This window comes from Stenotrophomonas sp. MYb238, assembly GCF_009496535.1.
Classification (GTDB): Bacteria; Pseudomonadota; Gammaproteobacteria; order Xanthomonadales; family Xanthomonadaceae; genus Stenotrophomonas.
The window spans coordinates 230,769-245,344 of sequence record NZ_WIDL01000003.1 but is presented as its reverse complement, the minus strand read 5'-3'; the positions used below and the strand labels follow the sequence as shown (position 1 = coordinate 245,344).

Below are 14,576 nucleotides of genomic sequence, written 5' to 3'. Positions count from 1 at the left end.
CTGCCCCCCCCCCCCGCTCCACCGTAACCCCTTCCGCCCTTCGGGCACCTGCATCCGGCACACCCCTGTGCCTCACCCTCCGGGCGGTTTCGCCGTGCAGCTGGCAATCCTGCCAAGCTGTCCCCCGCAAGGAAAGGAACTGGACTCCCCGCATGACCATCCGCGCCATCCTCACCGACATCGAAGGCACCACTTCGAGCATCTCCTTCGTCAAGGAAGTGCTGTTCCCCTATGCCCGCGCCGCCCTGCCCGGCTTCGTGCGCGCGCATGGCCAGGAACCGGAGGTGCGCCGCTGGCTCGATGCCGTCGCCACCGAGATCGCCGCCAGCGCCTGCCAGGACGAGGTCATTGTCGAGACGCTGCAGGGCTGGATCGACCAGGACCGCAAGCACACCGCGCTCAAGGCGCTGCAGGGCATGATCTGGGACGCCGGCTACCGCAACGGCGACTACACCGCGCACCTGTATCCGGAAGTGGCCGCGGTGCTGCGCGGCTGGCATGCCGCCGGCATCCCGCTGTACGTGTATTCCTCCGGCTCGGTGGCGGCGCAGAAGCTGTTCTTCGGCTACAGCGACGCCGGCGACCTCGGCGGCCTGTTCTCGGGAAATTTCGACACCGAGATCGGCGGCAAGCGCGAAGCCGGCAGCTACGCGCGCATCGCCGCGGCCATCGGCATCGCGCCGCACGACATCCTGTTCCTGTCCGACATCGTCGAGGAGCTGGATGCCGCGCGCGAAGCCGGCCTGCGCACCGTGCTGCTGGACCGCCTGGACGACTACCCGATGCCGCGCACCGGTGATGCCACGCATGGCCACGCGCGCGTGGAGAACTTCGGGCAGATCGTGCTCTGAGCGCACGCCGGCGCACCCGCGACGCATGACCGCGACGGCCCCTCAGCGGGCCGCCGTCGTCTGCGCGCTTCCATGATCTTGCGTCCGCGGCCCTCACCCCGGCCGCATCGGCCCGATGCTAGCGTGCGGCGGCAAGACGTCCCTCGACCCGTAGTCCCATCCGCGCCGGAGGCACCCGATGAGCATCACCGCACAGATCGGCCAGGCGCTGGCCGCCGAGTTCGCCATTCCCGACATGGGCACGCTGACCGTTGTCGCTACCCGCCTGCTTACCGCCATCGTGCTCGGCGGGCTGCTGGGACTGGAACGCGAGAGCAAGGGCCGCGCGGCGGGGTTGAAGACCCACATCCTGGTGTCGGTGGGCTCGGCGCTGTTCGTGCTGGCGCCGCTGCAGATGGGCATCGGCGGCGCGGACGTCACCCGCGTCATGCAGGGCATCGTCTCGGGCATCGGCTTCCTCGGCGCCGGCGCCATCCTGAAGCAGGACCGCAAGGAACGGGTACAGGGCCTGACCACGGCCGCCGGCATCTGGATGACGGCGGCGATCGGCATGGCCGCCGGCATGGGCATGCAGATGGTGGCGCTGGCCACCACCGTGGCCGCATTGGCGGTGGTGAGCGCGCTGCCCAGGCTGATGCCCGACCGGAAGGCCGCGCCCGGCAGCCTGGCCGACGACGGTTGACGGCATGCGGGTCGGCGGCGCCTCAGCGCCCGTTCGTGTTCCCGCTCCTCAGCACCAGCACGTCGATGCTGGACGGCACGCCCAGGCGCACGGTGAAACCGTCCCACTGCCCGGCGCCGCTGCTGACGAACAGCGTCATGCCGCCGACCCGGTACGCGCCGCGCACGTAGCCGTGGTTGGCCGGCGCCACCACCCAGCGGTCGAAGCCCAGCATGTGGCCGCCATGGGTATGGCCGGACACCTGCAGGTCGAACGCGCCGGTCGCGGCCGCCTCGCGCGCCTGCTTGGGCTGGTGGGCGAGCAGGATGTGCGCGTCGCTGCCCTTGCCCGCGGCGATCACCGCCGGCAGGTCCGGGGCGAGCCCGCCGCGCATGTAGGCGCTGGGCCGCAGCGCGGCCAGATCGCCCACGCCGGACACCGCCAGCGTGCGGCCATGGATGTCCAGCCTGGCGGTCTGGTTCTCCAGCACCCCCAGGCCCAGGCCGCGGAAGTGCGCCATCCAGCGCCGGTAGCCGTGGTAGTACTCGTGGTTGCCCGGCGCCACCCATACGCCATGGGGCGCGGCCAGTTCCGCCAGCGGCGCGACGAAGGCGGCCGTGTCCTCGACCTCGCCGTCCACCATGTCGCCGGGCAGCACGATGAGGTCGGGCCGTGCGGTCATCACCGCATCGACGATGCGGCGCGTGCGCCAGGTGCGCTTGACCGGGCTGGCGTGCAGGTCGGCGAGCACCGCCATGCGCAGGCCGTCCAGTTCGTCCGGCAGGCCCGGCACGACCAGGTCGCGCTCCTGCACCTGCGGCGGTTTCAGGCCGTTCCAGATGCCGAGCGTGGCCAGCAGCACGATCGCCGCGGCGGCGGCCTGGTTCGTGCGTGCGCCGTGCCACGGCGTGGCCAGGGCCGAGGTGCGCGGCGCCAGGCGCGACAGCAGCCAGCCGGCCTCGCGCAGCACCAGGTAGGCGAACAGCATCACGAACATCGCCAGCACCCAGCCGAACGCCAGCTGGATCCAGGCTTCGACCGCGTACGCGAGCACGTCCATGCGCCACAGCGTGGCCAAGCCCACTCCAAGCAGGGCCAGCGCGAGGGTAATGCCGAGGTGCCAGCGGCGCTGCCGCCGGCCAAGGGACTGCACGGGCCACCACAGCCACAGGGCCAGCAGCGGCAGGAGCAACGATACGATCAGGGTCATCTGCGGGGGCGGCAACCGGGCGGACGCGGACGGACCGCGGACCGGCTGGCGGAAAGTCGTTCAAGGGGATGGCGGGTACTGTGGCACAGCCGCGCCGCGGCACGATGGCACCGGCTGGACCAGTGCGTTCTTCGCGCGCAACACGAATGCGGCGGGCCAAGCACGGCGCCGTGCACGCACGGCGCCATCGGCCGCGGACGAGGCGACGCGGCCATGCCGGCGCCCCGTCCGTGCGCGGCGTCGCTCAGCCGCCCTGCGCGGCGATCCAGCCGTCCACCTTTTCTTCCAGCACGTCCAGCGGCACCGAACCGTCCTTGAGCACCTCGGCATGGAACTGGCGGATGTCGAACCTGGCGCCCAGTTTCTCCTGCGCGCGCTTGCGCAGCTCCTGGATCTTCAGCTCGCCGGTCTTGTAGGCCAGCGCCTGGCCCGGCCAGGCGATGTAGCGCTCGGCCTCGGCGATGGCATCAGGCTCGCTGACCGAGGAGTTGGCGAACATGTAGTCCAGCACCTGCTGGCGGCTCCAGCCCTTGGAATGCAGGCCGGTGTCCACCACCAGGCGTACCGCGCGCCACAGCTCGCCCTGCAGGCGGCCGAAGTAGCTGTACGGATCGGTATACACGCCCAGGTCCTTGCCCAGGCTCTCGGCGTACAGGCCCCAGCCCTCGATGAAGGCGGTCTCGCCGCCGAAGCGGCGGAACGCCGGCACGCCCTTCAGCTCCTGCTGCAGCGCCAGCTGGAAGTGGTGGCCCGGGATCGCCTCGTGCAGGAACAGGTCCTCCGCATCCCAGGTCTTGCGGGTCGGCAGGTCGTAGGTGTTGACGTAGAAGATGCCCGGACGGCTGCCGTCCTCGCTGGGCTGCATGTACTCGCCGCCGGCGGCCGACTTGGCGCGGAACGCCTCGATCGGGCGGATCTCGAAACCGGCCTTCGGCGTCAGCGAGAACAGCTTGGGTACATTGGCATTGATCTTGGCTTCCAGGCCGCGGTAGTGCTCCAGCAGGGCCGGCTCGGAGGTGAACTCGAACCGCTTGTCGTTCTGCATGAACTTGAAGAAGTCCTGCAGCGAGCCCTTGAAGCCCACCTGCTCCATCACCGTGCGCATCTCGCCGTGGATGCGCTCCACTTCCTTCAGGCCGATCTCGTGGATCTGCTCCGGGGTCTGCGCGGTGGTGGTGCTTTCCTTGGCGTTGAAGGCGTACCACGCCTTGCCGTCAGGCAGGGAATCCAGGCCGACCGTGTCGCGGGTGGCCGGCAGGTATTCGTTGGCGATGAAATCGCGCTGCTTGCGGATCGCCGGCAGCAGCTGGTCGGCGATCAGCGTGCGGTAGGCGGCGGTCAGGCGCTCCTTGTCGGCCTGCGCGAAGTCCGCCGGCATCGCCGTGACCGGCCCCCAGAACTGGCTGTCCTCGGCGCCCTTGGCCGCCAGGATCTCGTCGAACTGCGGCACCACCTTTTCCATCAGCACGCGCGGCTGCACCACGCCGGCCTTCATGCCCTCGCGCATGTTGGCGATCTCGGTATCCAGCAGCACCGGGATGCGCGCGGCGCGCGCCAGCCAGTTGTCGTAGTCCTTGACCGTCTTGAACGGCTGCGCGACCTGGCCCGAGCCCAGCATCACCGCATAGCTCACGGTCGACCCCATCTGGTTGACCGGCATCATCCAGCCGGGGAACTTCTCCCCTTCCAGCGACTGCTTCTGCTCCTCGACGAAGATGCGGTAGCTGAGCAGGTCCTGCCCGGCCAGGCCGGCGTCGCCGATCTTCTCCACCCTGGCCAGCCATTCGCTGGTGAAATCGTGGCTCTGCTTGCGGAACTGCGCCGAGCCGAAATCCGGCAGCTGGTCGTTGTAGCGGTTGTCGCCCTGGAAGGTGGCCTGCAGCGGATTCAGCTTGAGCACGCCTTCCCAGTAGTCGGCATAGAGCTGGTTGAGCTGGGCGGCCTTGTCGGCCTGCGGCGCCTGGCTGGCGGCGTCGCCGCCGGCCGGCTGCGAGGACGGGGAACAGGCCGACAGCGCGGCGGCCAGGGACAGCGAAACGGACAGGGCCAGGGGGCGGAGCTTCATCGGGCAATCCATTGGGTACAGGAAGCGGCCAGCGTCCATGCAGCGCCCCGGCCGGGGAAAGGGCCAAAGGTCATTGCCGCGGCGGCCGTCGCGGCGGTGCCGGCAAACCGTCATAATCCGCGCCCGATCCCGCGCCCGTCCACGCAGGCGTTCCTCCTCCCTCTTCCGCCCGGTCCGGCGCCACCGCGCCCGCGGCCGCGCCTTCCTCCGCGCATCCGATGACTACCTCGCACCGCCCGCTGGGCTTCTGGTCCGCCACCGCCCTGGTCGTGGGCAGCATGATCGGCTCGGGCACCTTCCTGCTGCCGGCCACGCTGGCGCCCTACGGCGCCGCCACCCTGGTCGGCTGGGCCATCACCCTGTGCGGCGCGCTGCTGCTGGCCGTCACCTTCGCCCGGCTGGCGCGGCGCTGGCCGCAGACCGGCGGCCCGTACGTATTCGCACGCAACGCCTTCGGCGAACTGCCCGGCTTCGTGGTGGCGTGGAGCTACTGGATCTCGATGTGGTGCGCCATCGCCGCGATTGCCGTTGCCTTCGCCGGCAGCGTCGGCGCCATCTTCCCGGCATTGACCGCCACGCCGGTGCGCGCGGCCAGCTGCGGCCTGATCGCATTGTGGCTGTGCGCCGGCGTGAACCTGGCCGGGCTGCGCGAGGCCGGCCGCCTGCAGCTGCTGACCACCGTGCTGAAGGTGGTGCCGCTGCTGCTGTTCGGGCTGGTGGCGCTGTGGTTCGTCGATACCGGCCGCTACGTGCCGTTCAACCCCAGCGGCCAGTCGCTGGGCAGCGTGGCCGGCGCCACCGTGGCGCTGACGCTGTGGGCGATGATCGGCCTGGAAGCGGCCACCGTGCCGGCCGGGTCGGTGGACGACGCCCCGCGCACGGTGGCCCGCGCCACCGTGGCCGGCACCGCCCTGGCCGGCGTCGCCACCGTGCTGGCCTGCACCACCGTGCTGGGCCTGCTGCCAGCCGAGATGCTGGCCCGCTCCAGCGCACCGATGGCCGACGCCGCCGCCGCGCTGTGGGGCCCGGCGGCCGGCGTGCTGCTGGCGCTGGTGATGGCGGTGTCCTGCGTGGGCGCGCTCAACGGCTGGACCCTGCTGGCGGCGCAGCTGCCGATGGCCGCGGCCCGCGACGGCGTGCTGCCGCGCGCCTTCGCCCGCGAGAACCGCCGCGGCGCGCCGGCCTTCGGCGTCCTGGTCAGCTGCCTGCTGGCGACCGTGCTGGTGATCAGCAACTACAACCGCTCGCTGGTGGACCTGTTCAAGTTCTCGGTGCTGCTGTCCACCGCCGCCACCCTGCTGCCCTATCTCGCTGGCGCCGCCGCATGGCTTTGGCGCGGCAACGGCGGCGCCTCGCGCCTGGCCGCCGCCGGCGCGCTGGCCTTCAGCCTGTACGCGCTGGGCGGCATCGGCGCCGAGGCCCTGCTGTGGGGCGCGGGACTGGTCGTGGCCGGGCTGCCGATCTATTTCTGGCTGCGGCGGGGTTGATGCGCCGCCGGCAGGCGGCGGGCATCTGCCCTCCGTCGGATGCCGACTTCATTCCCCGACCTGCGACGCCGCGCCGGTGCCGGTGCATCGTGCCGGCCCGCCGTCTGCAGCCTTTCCGGACAACGCCCCGAACCCCATGCGCCGGGCGATGAAACCGTCGCCATGCCGGATCTGGCGCGACACCGCGGCCGCCACGTGCAGGGCGGCCAGGGCCGACAGCGCCCAGGCGCCGTACACATGCACGTACCAGGCGAGCGCCCGTCCTGTTTCGTCGGCTGGCGGGACGAACAGGGCCGGCACCTGCACGCCCGCGAACAGGGTCCGGTCCGCGCCCATCCATACCCAGATGACGTGGCCGCTGACCGGCAGCACCAGCGCCAGCGCGTACAGCAGGCCGTGGACCCCGCCGCGGAGCCGCGCGCCCCACCGCGCCCCGCCGTCGTGACCGGGCACCGGCAGCCACACGCGCACGGCAAGGCGCAGCAGCATCAGGCACAGGATCAGCACGCCCAGCCGGAAATGGAGCGGGAACAGCGCCTCGGACAACGCCGGCGTGGGCGCATGTTCGGCCGCGAACCCGAGCGCGATCTGCAGCGCCAGCAGCAGCGCGAGCAGCCAGTGCAGCAGGCGCAGGGCGAGCGGATAACGCTGCACGCGGCGGCCGCTCACGGCGCGCACCCCGGGTATCCGGGGATGTTCCGGCCCAGCACGATGTCGCGCGTCGCTTCCCAGCCATCGGCGACCCGCACCGGCGCGACGATGCCCGGGCCGCCGCGGCCCTGGGCCGCCTTGCGCGCGACCGTGGGCGTCAGGTGCGGGTCGTCGCGGAACAGCACGTCGTCGATGTAGTACAGCGCGCAGCCGCGCTCGATCACGTACAGGTGGATGTGCTGGGGCATGCGCGTTCCCGGATAGCTGCCGGGGCGGACGGTGAGGAACGCGTAGCGCCCGTCGGCGTCGGTGGCGGCCCACGCGCGCAGCCGTCCATGCTGGCGGACGCCGGGGGCGGCGTCCGTCTTCTCGCCCGGGTAGATGCCCTGCTGGTTGGTCTGGTGCGCGTAGACGACGACGCCCTGGCGTGGCCGTCCCTGCGCGTCGGTCACCCGCCCGTGCAGGCGCAGGCGCTGTCCGGGTTCGTCGGCGGGCGCCAGCAGGGCCGTGGCCGGCGGCGCGGCGGGCAACCCGATCAGCGGTACGTCGCAGTCCTCGCAGGGCAGCCCGACGACCGGCGTCGTGCCGGCGCCGACGCCGCTGCAGGCGACCAGCAGGACAAGCAGGATCGGCACGCGTGCGACGCGCGCGGCGGGGTTCGGGATCGACGGCGGGGTGGATCGGTGCATGGGGACGCTCCAGGCGGGGTTCGCCAATGAAGAGCGCATCCGGCGCGGCGGCGTTAACCGCGCCGCCGTGTTAACACTCCACGCCGACGTGCCCTCTTTCTCCGTGCTCCCCCGACCCTCCAGGACATGAAGGCCGCGACCCTCCCGTTGGACATCGCCCGGCAGGTACAGGACGCCCGCCGCGGGTCGCAGGCGGCGTTCGCCTGGCTTTACCGCACCTTCGCCCCGCTGGTGCATGCCATCCACCTGGGCATGGCCTCGCGCGCGCGCGCCGAGGAGCTGACCCAGGAAACCTTCGTCATCGCCTTCGCCCGGCTGGAGCAGCTGCGCGAGCCGGCGCGATTCGGGCCGTGGATCGCGATGATCGCGCGCAGGAACCGCCCGTCCACGACCATCGACGAACGCGGGCTGGCCGACGCGGACGAGCCGGTCTGGCCCGGGTCGGGCCCGGATGCGATGGCGCAGGCCGGCCAGGCGCTGCGTGCGATCCGCAACCTGCCCGCGGCCTACCGCGAGACCCTGATCCTGCGCCTGGTCGAAGGCCTCAGCGGCCCGGAGATCGCCAGCCTCACCGGACTGACGCCGCAATCGGTCCGGGTGAATCTTCATCGCGGCATGCAGCGCCTGCGCGATGCGCTGGGCATCGCCCGGCAGGAGGAAACGAGCGATGGTTGAGACACCCGATCCGCTGTGGGACCCGGATCTTCCCGGCGACGGTGAACTGGAGCGCCTGACGGCGCTGCTGGGCGCTTACCGCCATGTTCCCGGGCCGGTGCCGGCCGCGCCGCCGCTGCGCCGCCGGCGCAGGCGCCTCTTCCCCCTGGCCGCGGCCGCCGCGCTGGTCGCGTGCGCGATCGGCATCGCCGCCTGGGTGCCGTGGCGCCTGCAATGGAGCGAGCACCGGCAGTGGGCGGTGCAGACCGATGCCCCCCCCTTCCCGGCAACGCTGGCGGTCGGACAGACGCTGGCGACGGCGGCGACGCAGTCGGCCACGCTGCAGGTGGCGCGCATCGGCCGGATGCAGGTGATGCCGGGGACGCGGATCCGGCTCGCGGACACGCGCACCGGCCATCACCGCCTCGAACTGCTGGAAGGCCGCATCCGCGCGCGCATCTGGGCGCCGCCCGGCCATTTCGGCATCGCCGCCGGCGCCAGCGAAACCGTCGACCTGGGATGCGAGTTTGAAATGAGCCGCACGCCGCAGGGCGAAGGCACGATCCATGTCACCAGCGGCTGGGTCATGCACAGCGTGGAAGGCCAGGAAACCCTGGTGCCGGCCGGTTCGACGCTCGACTTCACCGGCGAACGCAGCGGCATCCCGCTGGCGACGGGCGCCAGCGCCGGTTTCCGCGCGGCAGTGGACCGGTTCGACCGGGCGATGGCGGCGGGACAGCGCCCCGCCGACGCCGAGGCGCTGATCGCCCGCGAGGCGACGGCCGCGGACCGGTTCACCCTGCTCACCCTGCTCACCCGCTATCCGGCGCTGGCCTCCGGGCCGCTCTACCCCCGGCTCGCGGCGATGTTCGACGGCGCGCCTGCGCCGGGGCACCGCACGGCATGGCAACACGGCAGCGTGCACGCCATGAACCAATGGTGGGAGCAGATCCCGCGCCCGCCGAAGGCGTGGTGGCTGAACTGGCGCGACGCGCTGGATTGAGCGGCGGCGGTCCATCGCCCGGCCGATGGCGCACGATCATTCCGTTCCGCCCATGCCGCGACGGTGCCTCCAGCCGCCATCGCCCTGCTCTGCCTCGTTCGGCATTCGCGCACCATCGCCCTCGCCTGCGCTCTGGTCGGCGCGATCTGGCTGGCGCTGGCGCATATGCCAAACACACCACCATGGGAACCGACCACGCCGAAGCGGGAAGGCGCGCAGTTGGCCCTGCTCGACGTCGCGCTGGACCGCCTGCTGCCGCAGCATCCAGGCGTGACCCATACGTGTTCGGCGTGGCCGACGACACCGTGCGCCACCGTGAAAAGCAGGAAGGCGAACTGCAGCCGCAGTTCGCCGTCGGTGAGGTGATCGGGCTGGTACCGGCAGGCTGGCGCGCCGATGCCGTATCCGTTCTTGCACGCATCGCCGGCCGTCCGCGCGCGAAACCGGCCATGCACGGATCGCACCAGACGGCATCGGCGCGGAAGCGCTGCCCGCGGACACCGGACCGATCGTGGCTTGATTGCCGATCTAGTCGGGTTGCGGCGCGGCAGAGCCACCCGCGCAGAGTTTCTCCGCGATCCGCTTGAGGTCGCGCAGGTCGTCGGCATCGAGCAGATCGGCGAAATGGTGGCGCACAGACTCCAGGTGCCGCGGCGTCGCCGCGCGCAGCGTGTCCCGGCCCGCGCGGGTCAGGACCAGCAGGCACCCGCGGCCGTCCTCGGGGTCGGGCGCACGCTCGATGAGCCCGCGCGCCTCCATGCGCGAGGCATGCCGCGAGAGCCGGCTGCGCGACCACCCCATCTTGGCGGCCTGCAGGTGCAGGGTGCTGGTCGTGTCCGGGCGCTCGACCAGGGTGCTGAGCACCTCGTAGTCCGCTTCGGACAACCCGGTGGCGGCCAGCGCCTGGCCGATCCGCGTGCGCACGCCGACCGTCATGCGCCGGAAGGCGCGCCATGCCTCCTCCTCCTCGCCGTCGAGCCAGTCCGAGGTGGCCGTCTTCTTTTTCGTTGACATGTAATCGAATATCCCCCAGTCTCGATTACATGTCAACGAACAAACCCCGCATCATGGTGCTCGCCTGCAGCACCCGCCCAGGCGCACTGGCCCCCGCGGTCGCAGACTGGTTCGTGCGTGCGGCCGCGCCGCATGCGCAGACGCTGGACGTGGAACTGGTACCCGTCTCGCTGGCCGACCTGGACCTGCCGTTCCTGGACGAACCCGAGCACCCCGCGTCCGGCGTCTATCGGCAGCCGCACTCGCTGGCCTGGAGCGCGCTTGTCGATGGCGTCGATGGCTTCGTCTTCGTCACCCCCGAATACAACTACGGCATGCCCGCGGTCCTGAAGAACGCGCTCGATTACCTCGGTCGCGAATGGGCGTGGAAGCCGGTCGGCTTCGTCAGCTACGGGCATACCTCCGCCGGCACGCGGTCGGTGCAGCACGCCAAGCAGGTCGTGTCCGCACTGCGGCTCGTCCCGACCGGGGCGACGGTGTCCCTGCGCATCGGCGACGCCATCGCCGAGGGACAGGTGCGGCAGGACGAGCGCCTGGACGGCCTCGCGGCCCGGCTCCTGGGAGAGGTCGTCAGGCTGGGCCATGCGCTGCGGCCCATGCGCGAGCCGCTGGACGCCGCGACGCAGGCCGGGCCGGTCGCCGGCTCCCACGTCCGCAGGCTGACGCCGGCGGATGCAGCCGATGCCATCGTCCTGCAGCGCTGCTGCTGGGTGGACGAGGCGCTTGCCAACCAGACCCTGGACATCCCGGCCCTGCACGAAGGCCTCGACGATGTACGCCACTGGCTCGGGCAATGGACGGCGCTCGGGCTGTGGCGCGACGGCAAGCTGCTCGGCATGATCCGCGCCCGGCGCGAAGGCGATGCATGGAACATCGGCCGCCTGGCCGTGGCGCCGCACATGCGCGGAACCGGCGTCGGCCGCTGGCTGCTGAAGCTCGTGGAAGGCAAGGCCGAGCCGGCCTGCGCCCGGGCGACGCTGGAGACCGGGGCCCGGAGTGCGCAGAACATCGGCCTGTACCTGAGCGAAGGTTTCGAGCACATCGCCGGCATGGAAGGGGGCGACGTCGTGCATCTGGCGAAGCCGTTGCGGGAAAAGGCCGCGCAGGCAGGCATTCCAGCCGAACACTGAGGCAGGGCCGGGGCCGACGGCGGTCCGCAACGGTCACGCTAGAATCGCCCCGCCTTCCTTCGCGCCTGTACCGATGACGTCCACAACTTCTGCCATGACGCGCGTCGTCCGACGCTCCAAGGCGATGGCGCCGGTCCTGGCATTGCTCGCCTGCATCTGGCCGGCGCTGGCGCAGACGCCCGAAGCCGATGCGTGGGAACCGACCACGCCGCGGCTGGAAGGCGCGCAACTGGCCCTGCTCGATGCCGCGCTGGAGCGCCTGCCGCCGCAGCGCCCGGGCGTGACCGATCTGTACGTGCTCGGCGTGGCCGGCGACGCCGACGAGGACGTGTTCCGCAACGAGGTCGCCTACCTGCGGCAGCTGTCGGCGCAGCGCTGGGACGCGCAAGGGCGCATGGTCGCGCTGGTCAACCAGCCTGATGCGCTGCCCGGCGAGCCCGCCGCGCCGCTGGCCACCTATGAAAGCATCGGCTATGCACTCGACGTGCTGGGGCAGACGCTGGACCCGCGCGAGGACGTGCTGTTCCTCTACCTGAGCAGCCATGGCCTGGACGACAACAGCGTCTACCTGCACACCGGGCCGGACGAGGAGGATTACCTAGCGCCGGAGGACCTGGCGCAGTTGCTGGACGAGGCGAAGATCGGCAACGCGGTGATCGTGATCTCGGCCTGCTACTCGGGCGGGTTCGTGCCGGTGCTGAAGGCACCCGACCGCATGGTCATCACCGCCGCGCGCCGGGACCGCCCGTCGTTCGGCTGTGGCAACACCGACAGTGCCACCTGGTTCGGCCGCGCCTTCCTGGTCGAGGCGCTCAACGCCACCAGCGACTTCGCCGCCGCCTTCGGCATGGCCCGCGACACCGTGCGGCGGCGGGAGCAGGAGGAAGGCGAGCTGCCGTCGCAACCGCAGTTCTTCGCCGGCAGGGCGATCGCGCCGGTGCTGGCTCGATGGCGCACGGGCCTGCCCGAACGCGCGCCGGTGCCCTATCCCTTCGTCCACGTGCCGCAGCCGGCCCCGCACGCATCCGCGGGCGCGCCACCCGGCCCGGAACCGTAGCCGCCGCGGCGCAGTACGATGCCTGCACTCGAAACCCCGGGGAGAACGCCATGTTCTTCAGGATTGCCGGCACGCTTGCCGGCTTGCTGATGCTTGCCCTGCCCGCTGCCGCGCAACCGGCGGCGCCGGCGTATGACCCGGCGCTGGCGGCGAGGTTCGGCGCCGACGAGCGCGGCATGCGCGCCTACGTGCTGGTCATCCTGAAGACCGGGCCGAACAGGGTACCGGACGGACCGGAACGCGATGCGATGTTCCGCGGCCACTTCGCCAACATGCAGCGCCTGTCGGACGAGGGCAAGCTGGTGCTGGCCGGCCCGCTGGACGGGGTGGACGGCTGGCGCGGGCTGTTCGTCTTCGCCGTGGCCGACATCGAAGAGGCGCGCCGCCTCGCCGCGACCGACCCGGTGCTGGTCAACGGCGAGATGGTGGCCGAATACCACGCGTACTACGGCAGCGCCGCACTGGCCGGCCTGGCCGAGGTGCACAAGCAACTGGTCAAGCCGCAGCCCTGACCCCCGCGCTCAGGGGTTCGCGTCCTGCAGCTGGTAGGTGGTGCGGCTGCGGTATTCCCTGCCGTCGAGCGTGGCGCGCACCTCGACCGCGTGCTCGCCCGCATCCAGTTTTGTCGGCAATGCCGCGCGCCACAGGTGCGAGGACGGCGTCGCCTCGGGCGAACGGTCGTAGCCGCGCAGGCGCCCGGCCTGATCGTCGGCCACGTTCTCGGCCAGCAGGCGCGGGTCGGGCTGCTCGACGCGCTTCATCGGCTGCCACTGGCCACCATCGACGCGGAACTCCACCGGCAGGCCGTCGTGGCCCATGAACACGTTGGCGTACACGCCCCACGCCGGGTAGGCGCCGCGACGCAGCACCTTGGGCGCATGCAGCGCGATCTGCTCGTCCTCCGGCGCGCGGGCGACGCGGTATTCCACGCTGTAGTAGCCCTGCGGCTGCACGTTGAGCAGGCCGTAGCCGTTGGGGGTGCCGTCGGACATGGTGGTGTCGGGAATGCCCTGCGCATCCTTCACCCCGGACCAGAACGCGCCGCAGGCCGCACCGACGTTGTACTCGTGCAGCGGCCGCGCGCCCTTCCAGCCCTGCGCCGCATTCCAGAACACCTGGTTCTGGTTGTGGGTATGGCCGCTCAGGACCAGCGGGTGCCGCACATTCTCCAGCAGCGCGAACAGGCGCGCGCGGTCCCCGGCGCGGAACGCGTGGTCGAACAGCGGGATGTGGATGCCCAGCACCACCAGCCGGTCCTGCGGCACCGTCGGTAGGTAGCGTTCGAGGAAGGCGAACTGGTCCTCGCGCAGGCCGCCGACATAGGCCGGCTTCTGTCCCGGCTGGGCGAGGATGTCGTCCAGGCCGATGAACACCATCGACGGCTCCTCCCAGGCATAGGTGTCCGGGCCGAGCTGGCGGTGGAAGCTGTCCAGCGACTGCGCATCGCTGCGCGCGCCCAGGTCCATGTCGTGGTTGCCGGGCACGTGCAGCCACGGCACGCCGAGCGAGGTCACCGCCTTGACCAGCAGCGGGTACAGCGAGGGATCGTCGTTGGTGATGTCGCCCAGGGTCATGCCCAGCCGCGCCTGGTGCCGGCCGCGCAGCGGCGCGACGATGTCGCGCTCGAAATAGCCCACGTCCAGCGCGCTGGCGGTCTGGCTGTCGGCCATCACCAGCGCCTGGAAGACGTCCGGCGCATCCGGCTGCGGCACCAGCGCGAACGGCCGACATTGCCCGCCCTGCGCCTCGCCCGCGCGCGGGCGCCAGATGTCCGGCAGCCCGTCGGCGCGCGATGCGGCGCGACGGCCGGCGGGCTTGATGACGAACACCGTGGGCTGCGCCGAATCCGGCAGGCGGTAGCGGCCATCACGGCCGGTGACGGCGATGTGCTCGCCATCGGAAACGCGGATGCCCGGCAACGGCTGCTCGCCCGCCTCGCGCACGCCGTTGCCGTTGGCATCGTCGAACACCAGGCCCTCCACGCAGGAAGCGGCCGCGGTCAGCGGTACGCAGGCCAGCAGCAGGCCGGCGAGCAGGTAAGGGCGCATGGAAGCCTCGTCGGGCGAACGGACAGGCCGCCATTATCGCCCCGTCATGCGACAGG

At 71.5% G+C, this 14,576-nt stretch carries 14 protein-coding genes; 8 read left to right on the top strand and 6 right to left on the bottom strand.

Going from position 1 to position 14,576, the window contains the following annotated elements; genetic code table 11:
• The first annotated feature begins 152 nt into the window (after window positions 1-152).
• Window positions 153-851, top strand: coding sequence for an acireductone synthase (gene mtnC / locus CQ393_RS03775; protein ID WP_153190282.1), 699 nt, complete (start codon window positions 153-155; stop codon window positions 849-851).
• A gap of 178 nt (window positions 852-1,029) precedes the next feature.
• A complete protein-coding gene (locus CQ393_RS03770; protein ID WP_153190281.1) occupies window positions 1,030-1,533 on the top strand; it encodes an MgtC/SapB family protein in 504 nt (167 codons plus the stop codon).
• Window positions 1,534-1,555: 22 nt separating this feature from the next.
• Here the strand turns inward: CQ393_RS03770 and CQ393_RS03765 are convergent, their stop codons facing one another.
• Window positions 1,556-2,722 (bottom strand): metallophosphoesterase, encoded by a 1,167-nt coding sequence (locus CQ393_RS03765; protein ID WP_153190280.1) that lies wholly within the window; start codon window positions 2,720-2,722, stop codon window positions 1,556-1,558.
• A 244-nt stretch (window positions 2,723-2,966) separates the two neighbouring features.
• On the bottom strand, window positions 2,967-4,787 hold the full coding sequence (locus tag CQ393_RS03760; RefSeq protein WP_228114241.1) for a DUF885 family protein: 1,821 nt from the start codon (window positions 4,785-4,787) through the stop codon (window positions 2,967-2,969).
• A 218-nt stretch (window positions 4,788-5,005) separates the two neighbouring features.
• Here CQ393_RS03760 and CQ393_RS03755 point away from each other — a divergent pair, with 218 nt between their 5' ends.
• Window positions 5,006-6,274 carry an amino acid permease gene (locus tag CQ393_RS03755; RefSeq protein WP_153190278.1) on the top strand — a complete coding sequence of 423 codons (1,269 nt, stop codon included), beginning with the start codon at window positions 5,006-5,008 and terminating at the stop codon, window positions 6,272-6,274.
• Window positions 6,275-6,322: 48 nt separating this feature from the next.
• Here the strand turns inward: CQ393_RS03755 and CQ393_RS03750 are convergent, their stop codons facing one another.
• The gene (locus tag CQ393_RS03750; RefSeq protein WP_194269575.1) at window positions 6,323-6,943 is read right to left on the bottom strand and encodes a cytochrome b/b6 domain-containing protein; all 621 of its coding nucleotides are present in this window, start codon (window positions 6,941-6,943) and stop codon (window positions 6,323-6,325) included.
• Window positions 6,940-7,614: a hypothetical protein gene (locus tag CQ393_RS03745; RefSeq protein ID WP_153190276.1), complete on the bottom strand. Its 675-nt coding sequence runs from the start codon at window positions 7,612-7,614 to the stop codon at window positions 6,940-6,942. Before CQ393_RS03745 ends, CQ393_RS03750 begins: the two co-directional genes overlap by 4 nt.
• A 126-nt stretch (window positions 7,615-7,740) precedes the next feature.
• Here CQ393_RS03745 and CQ393_RS03740 point away from each other — a divergent pair, with 126 nt between their 5' ends.
• Entirely contained in the window at window positions 7,741-8,289 is a 549-nt protein-coding gene (locus CQ393_RS03740; RefSeq protein WP_153190275.1) for a sigma-70 family RNA polymerase sigma factor, read from the top strand.
• Complete coding sequence (locus tag CQ393_RS03735) at window positions 8,282-9,271, top strand: hypothetical protein (protein WP_153190274.1); 990 nt, start codon at window positions 8,282-8,284, stop codon at window positions 9,269-9,271. The genes CQ393_RS03740 and CQ393_RS03735 overlap by 8 nt, the downstream gene beginning before the upstream one ends.
• Before the next feature lie 528 nt (window positions 9,272-9,799).
• On the opposite strand, the gene CQ393_RS03730 is transcribed toward CQ393_RS03735, so the two are convergent.
• Entirely contained in the window at window positions 9,800-10,285 is a 486-nt protein-coding gene (locus CQ393_RS03730) for a MarR family transcriptional regulator (protein ID WP_153190273.1), read from the bottom strand.
• Between the two features lie 53 nt (window positions 10,286-10,338).
• Here CQ393_RS03730 and CQ393_RS03725 point away from each other — a divergent pair, with 53 nt between their 5' ends.
• The 3 genes from CQ393_RS03725 (at window position 10,339) to CQ393_RS03715 (ending at window position 12,984) form a co-directional block, all read left to right on the top strand.
• Entirely contained in the window at window positions 10,339-11,415 is a 1,077-nt protein-coding gene (locus tag CQ393_RS03725; RefSeq protein ID WP_265588065.1) for a bifunctional NAD(P)H-dependent oxidoreductase/GNAT family N-acetyltransferase, read from the top strand.
• 94 nt (window positions 11,416-11,509) lie between these two features.
• Window positions 11,510-12,472, top strand: coding sequence for a C13 family peptidase (locus CQ393_RS03720; protein ID WP_194269574.1), 963 nt, complete (start codon window positions 11,510-11,512; stop codon window positions 12,470-12,472).
• Window positions 12,473-12,522: 50 nt separating this feature from the next.
• The gene (locus CQ393_RS03715) at window positions 12,523-12,984 is read left to right on the top strand and encodes a YciI family protein (RefSeq protein ID WP_153190271.1); all 462 of its coding nucleotides are present in this window, start codon (window positions 12,523-12,525) and stop codon (window positions 12,982-12,984) included.
• Window positions 12,985-12,993: 9 nt separating this feature from the next.
• Here the strand turns inward: CQ393_RS03715 and CQ393_RS03710 are convergent, their stop codons facing one another.
• The gene (locus tag CQ393_RS03710) at window positions 12,994-14,520 is read right to left on the bottom strand and encodes a calcineurin-like phosphoesterase family protein (protein WP_153190270.1); all 1,527 of its coding nucleotides are present in this window, start codon (window positions 14,518-14,520) and stop codon (window positions 12,994-12,996) included.
• Between the last annotated feature and the right edge of the window lie 56 nt (window positions 14,521-14,576).

Excerpts from the sequence above, each read along its gene's own strand:
- mtnC (WP_153190282.1), top strand. The coding sequence starts at position 153 with ATGACCATCCGCGCCATCCTCACCGACATCGAAGGCACCACTTCGAGC.
- CQ393_RS03770 (WP_153190281.1), top strand. The coding sequence starts at position 1,030 with ATGAGCATCACCGCACAGATCGGCCAGGCGCTGGCCGCCGAGTTCGCC.
- CQ393_RS03765 (WP_153190280.1), bottom strand. The coding sequence starts at position 2,722 with ATGACCCTGATCGTATCGTTGCTCCTGCCGCTGCTGGCCCTGTGGCTG.
- CQ393_RS03760 (WP_228114241.1), bottom strand. The coding sequence starts at position 4,787 with ATGAAGCTCCGCCCCCTGGCCCTGTCCGTTTCGCTGTCCCTGGCCGCC.
- CQ393_RS03755 (WP_153190278.1), top strand. The coding sequence starts at position 5,006 with ATGACTACCTCGCACCGCCCGCTGGGCTTCTGGTCCGCCACCGCCCTG.
- CQ393_RS03745 (WP_153190276.1), bottom strand. The coding sequence starts at position 7,614 with ATGCACCGATCCACCCCGCCGTCGATCCCGAACCCCGCCGCGCGCGTC.
- CQ393_RS03740 (WP_153190275.1), top strand. The coding sequence starts at position 7,741 with ATGAAGGCCGCGACCCTCCCGTTGGACATCGCCCGGCAGGTACAGGAC.
- CQ393_RS03735 (WP_153190274.1), top strand. The coding sequence starts at position 8,282 with ATGGTTGAGACACCCGATCCGCTGTGGGACCCGGATCTTCCCGGCGAC.
- CQ393_RS03730 (WP_153190273.1), bottom strand. The coding sequence starts at position 10,285 with ATGTCAACGAAAAAGAAGACGGCCACCTCGGACTGGCTCGACGGCGAG.
- CQ393_RS03725 (WP_265588065.1), top strand. The coding sequence starts at position 10,339 with ATGGTGCTCGCCTGCAGCACCCGCCCAGGCGCACTGGCCCCCGCGGTC.
- CQ393_RS03720 (WP_194269574.1), top strand. The coding sequence starts at position 11,510 with ATGACGCGCGTCGTCCGACGCTCCAAGGCGATGGCGCCGGTCCTGGCA.
- CQ393_RS03715 (WP_153190271.1), top strand. The coding sequence starts at position 12,523 with ATGTTCTTCAGGATTGCCGGCACGCTTGCCGGCTTGCTGATGCTTGCC.
- CQ393_RS03710 (WP_153190270.1), bottom strand. The coding sequence starts at position 14,520 with ATGCGCCCTTACCTGCTCGCCGGCCTGCTGCTGGCCTGCGTACCGCTG.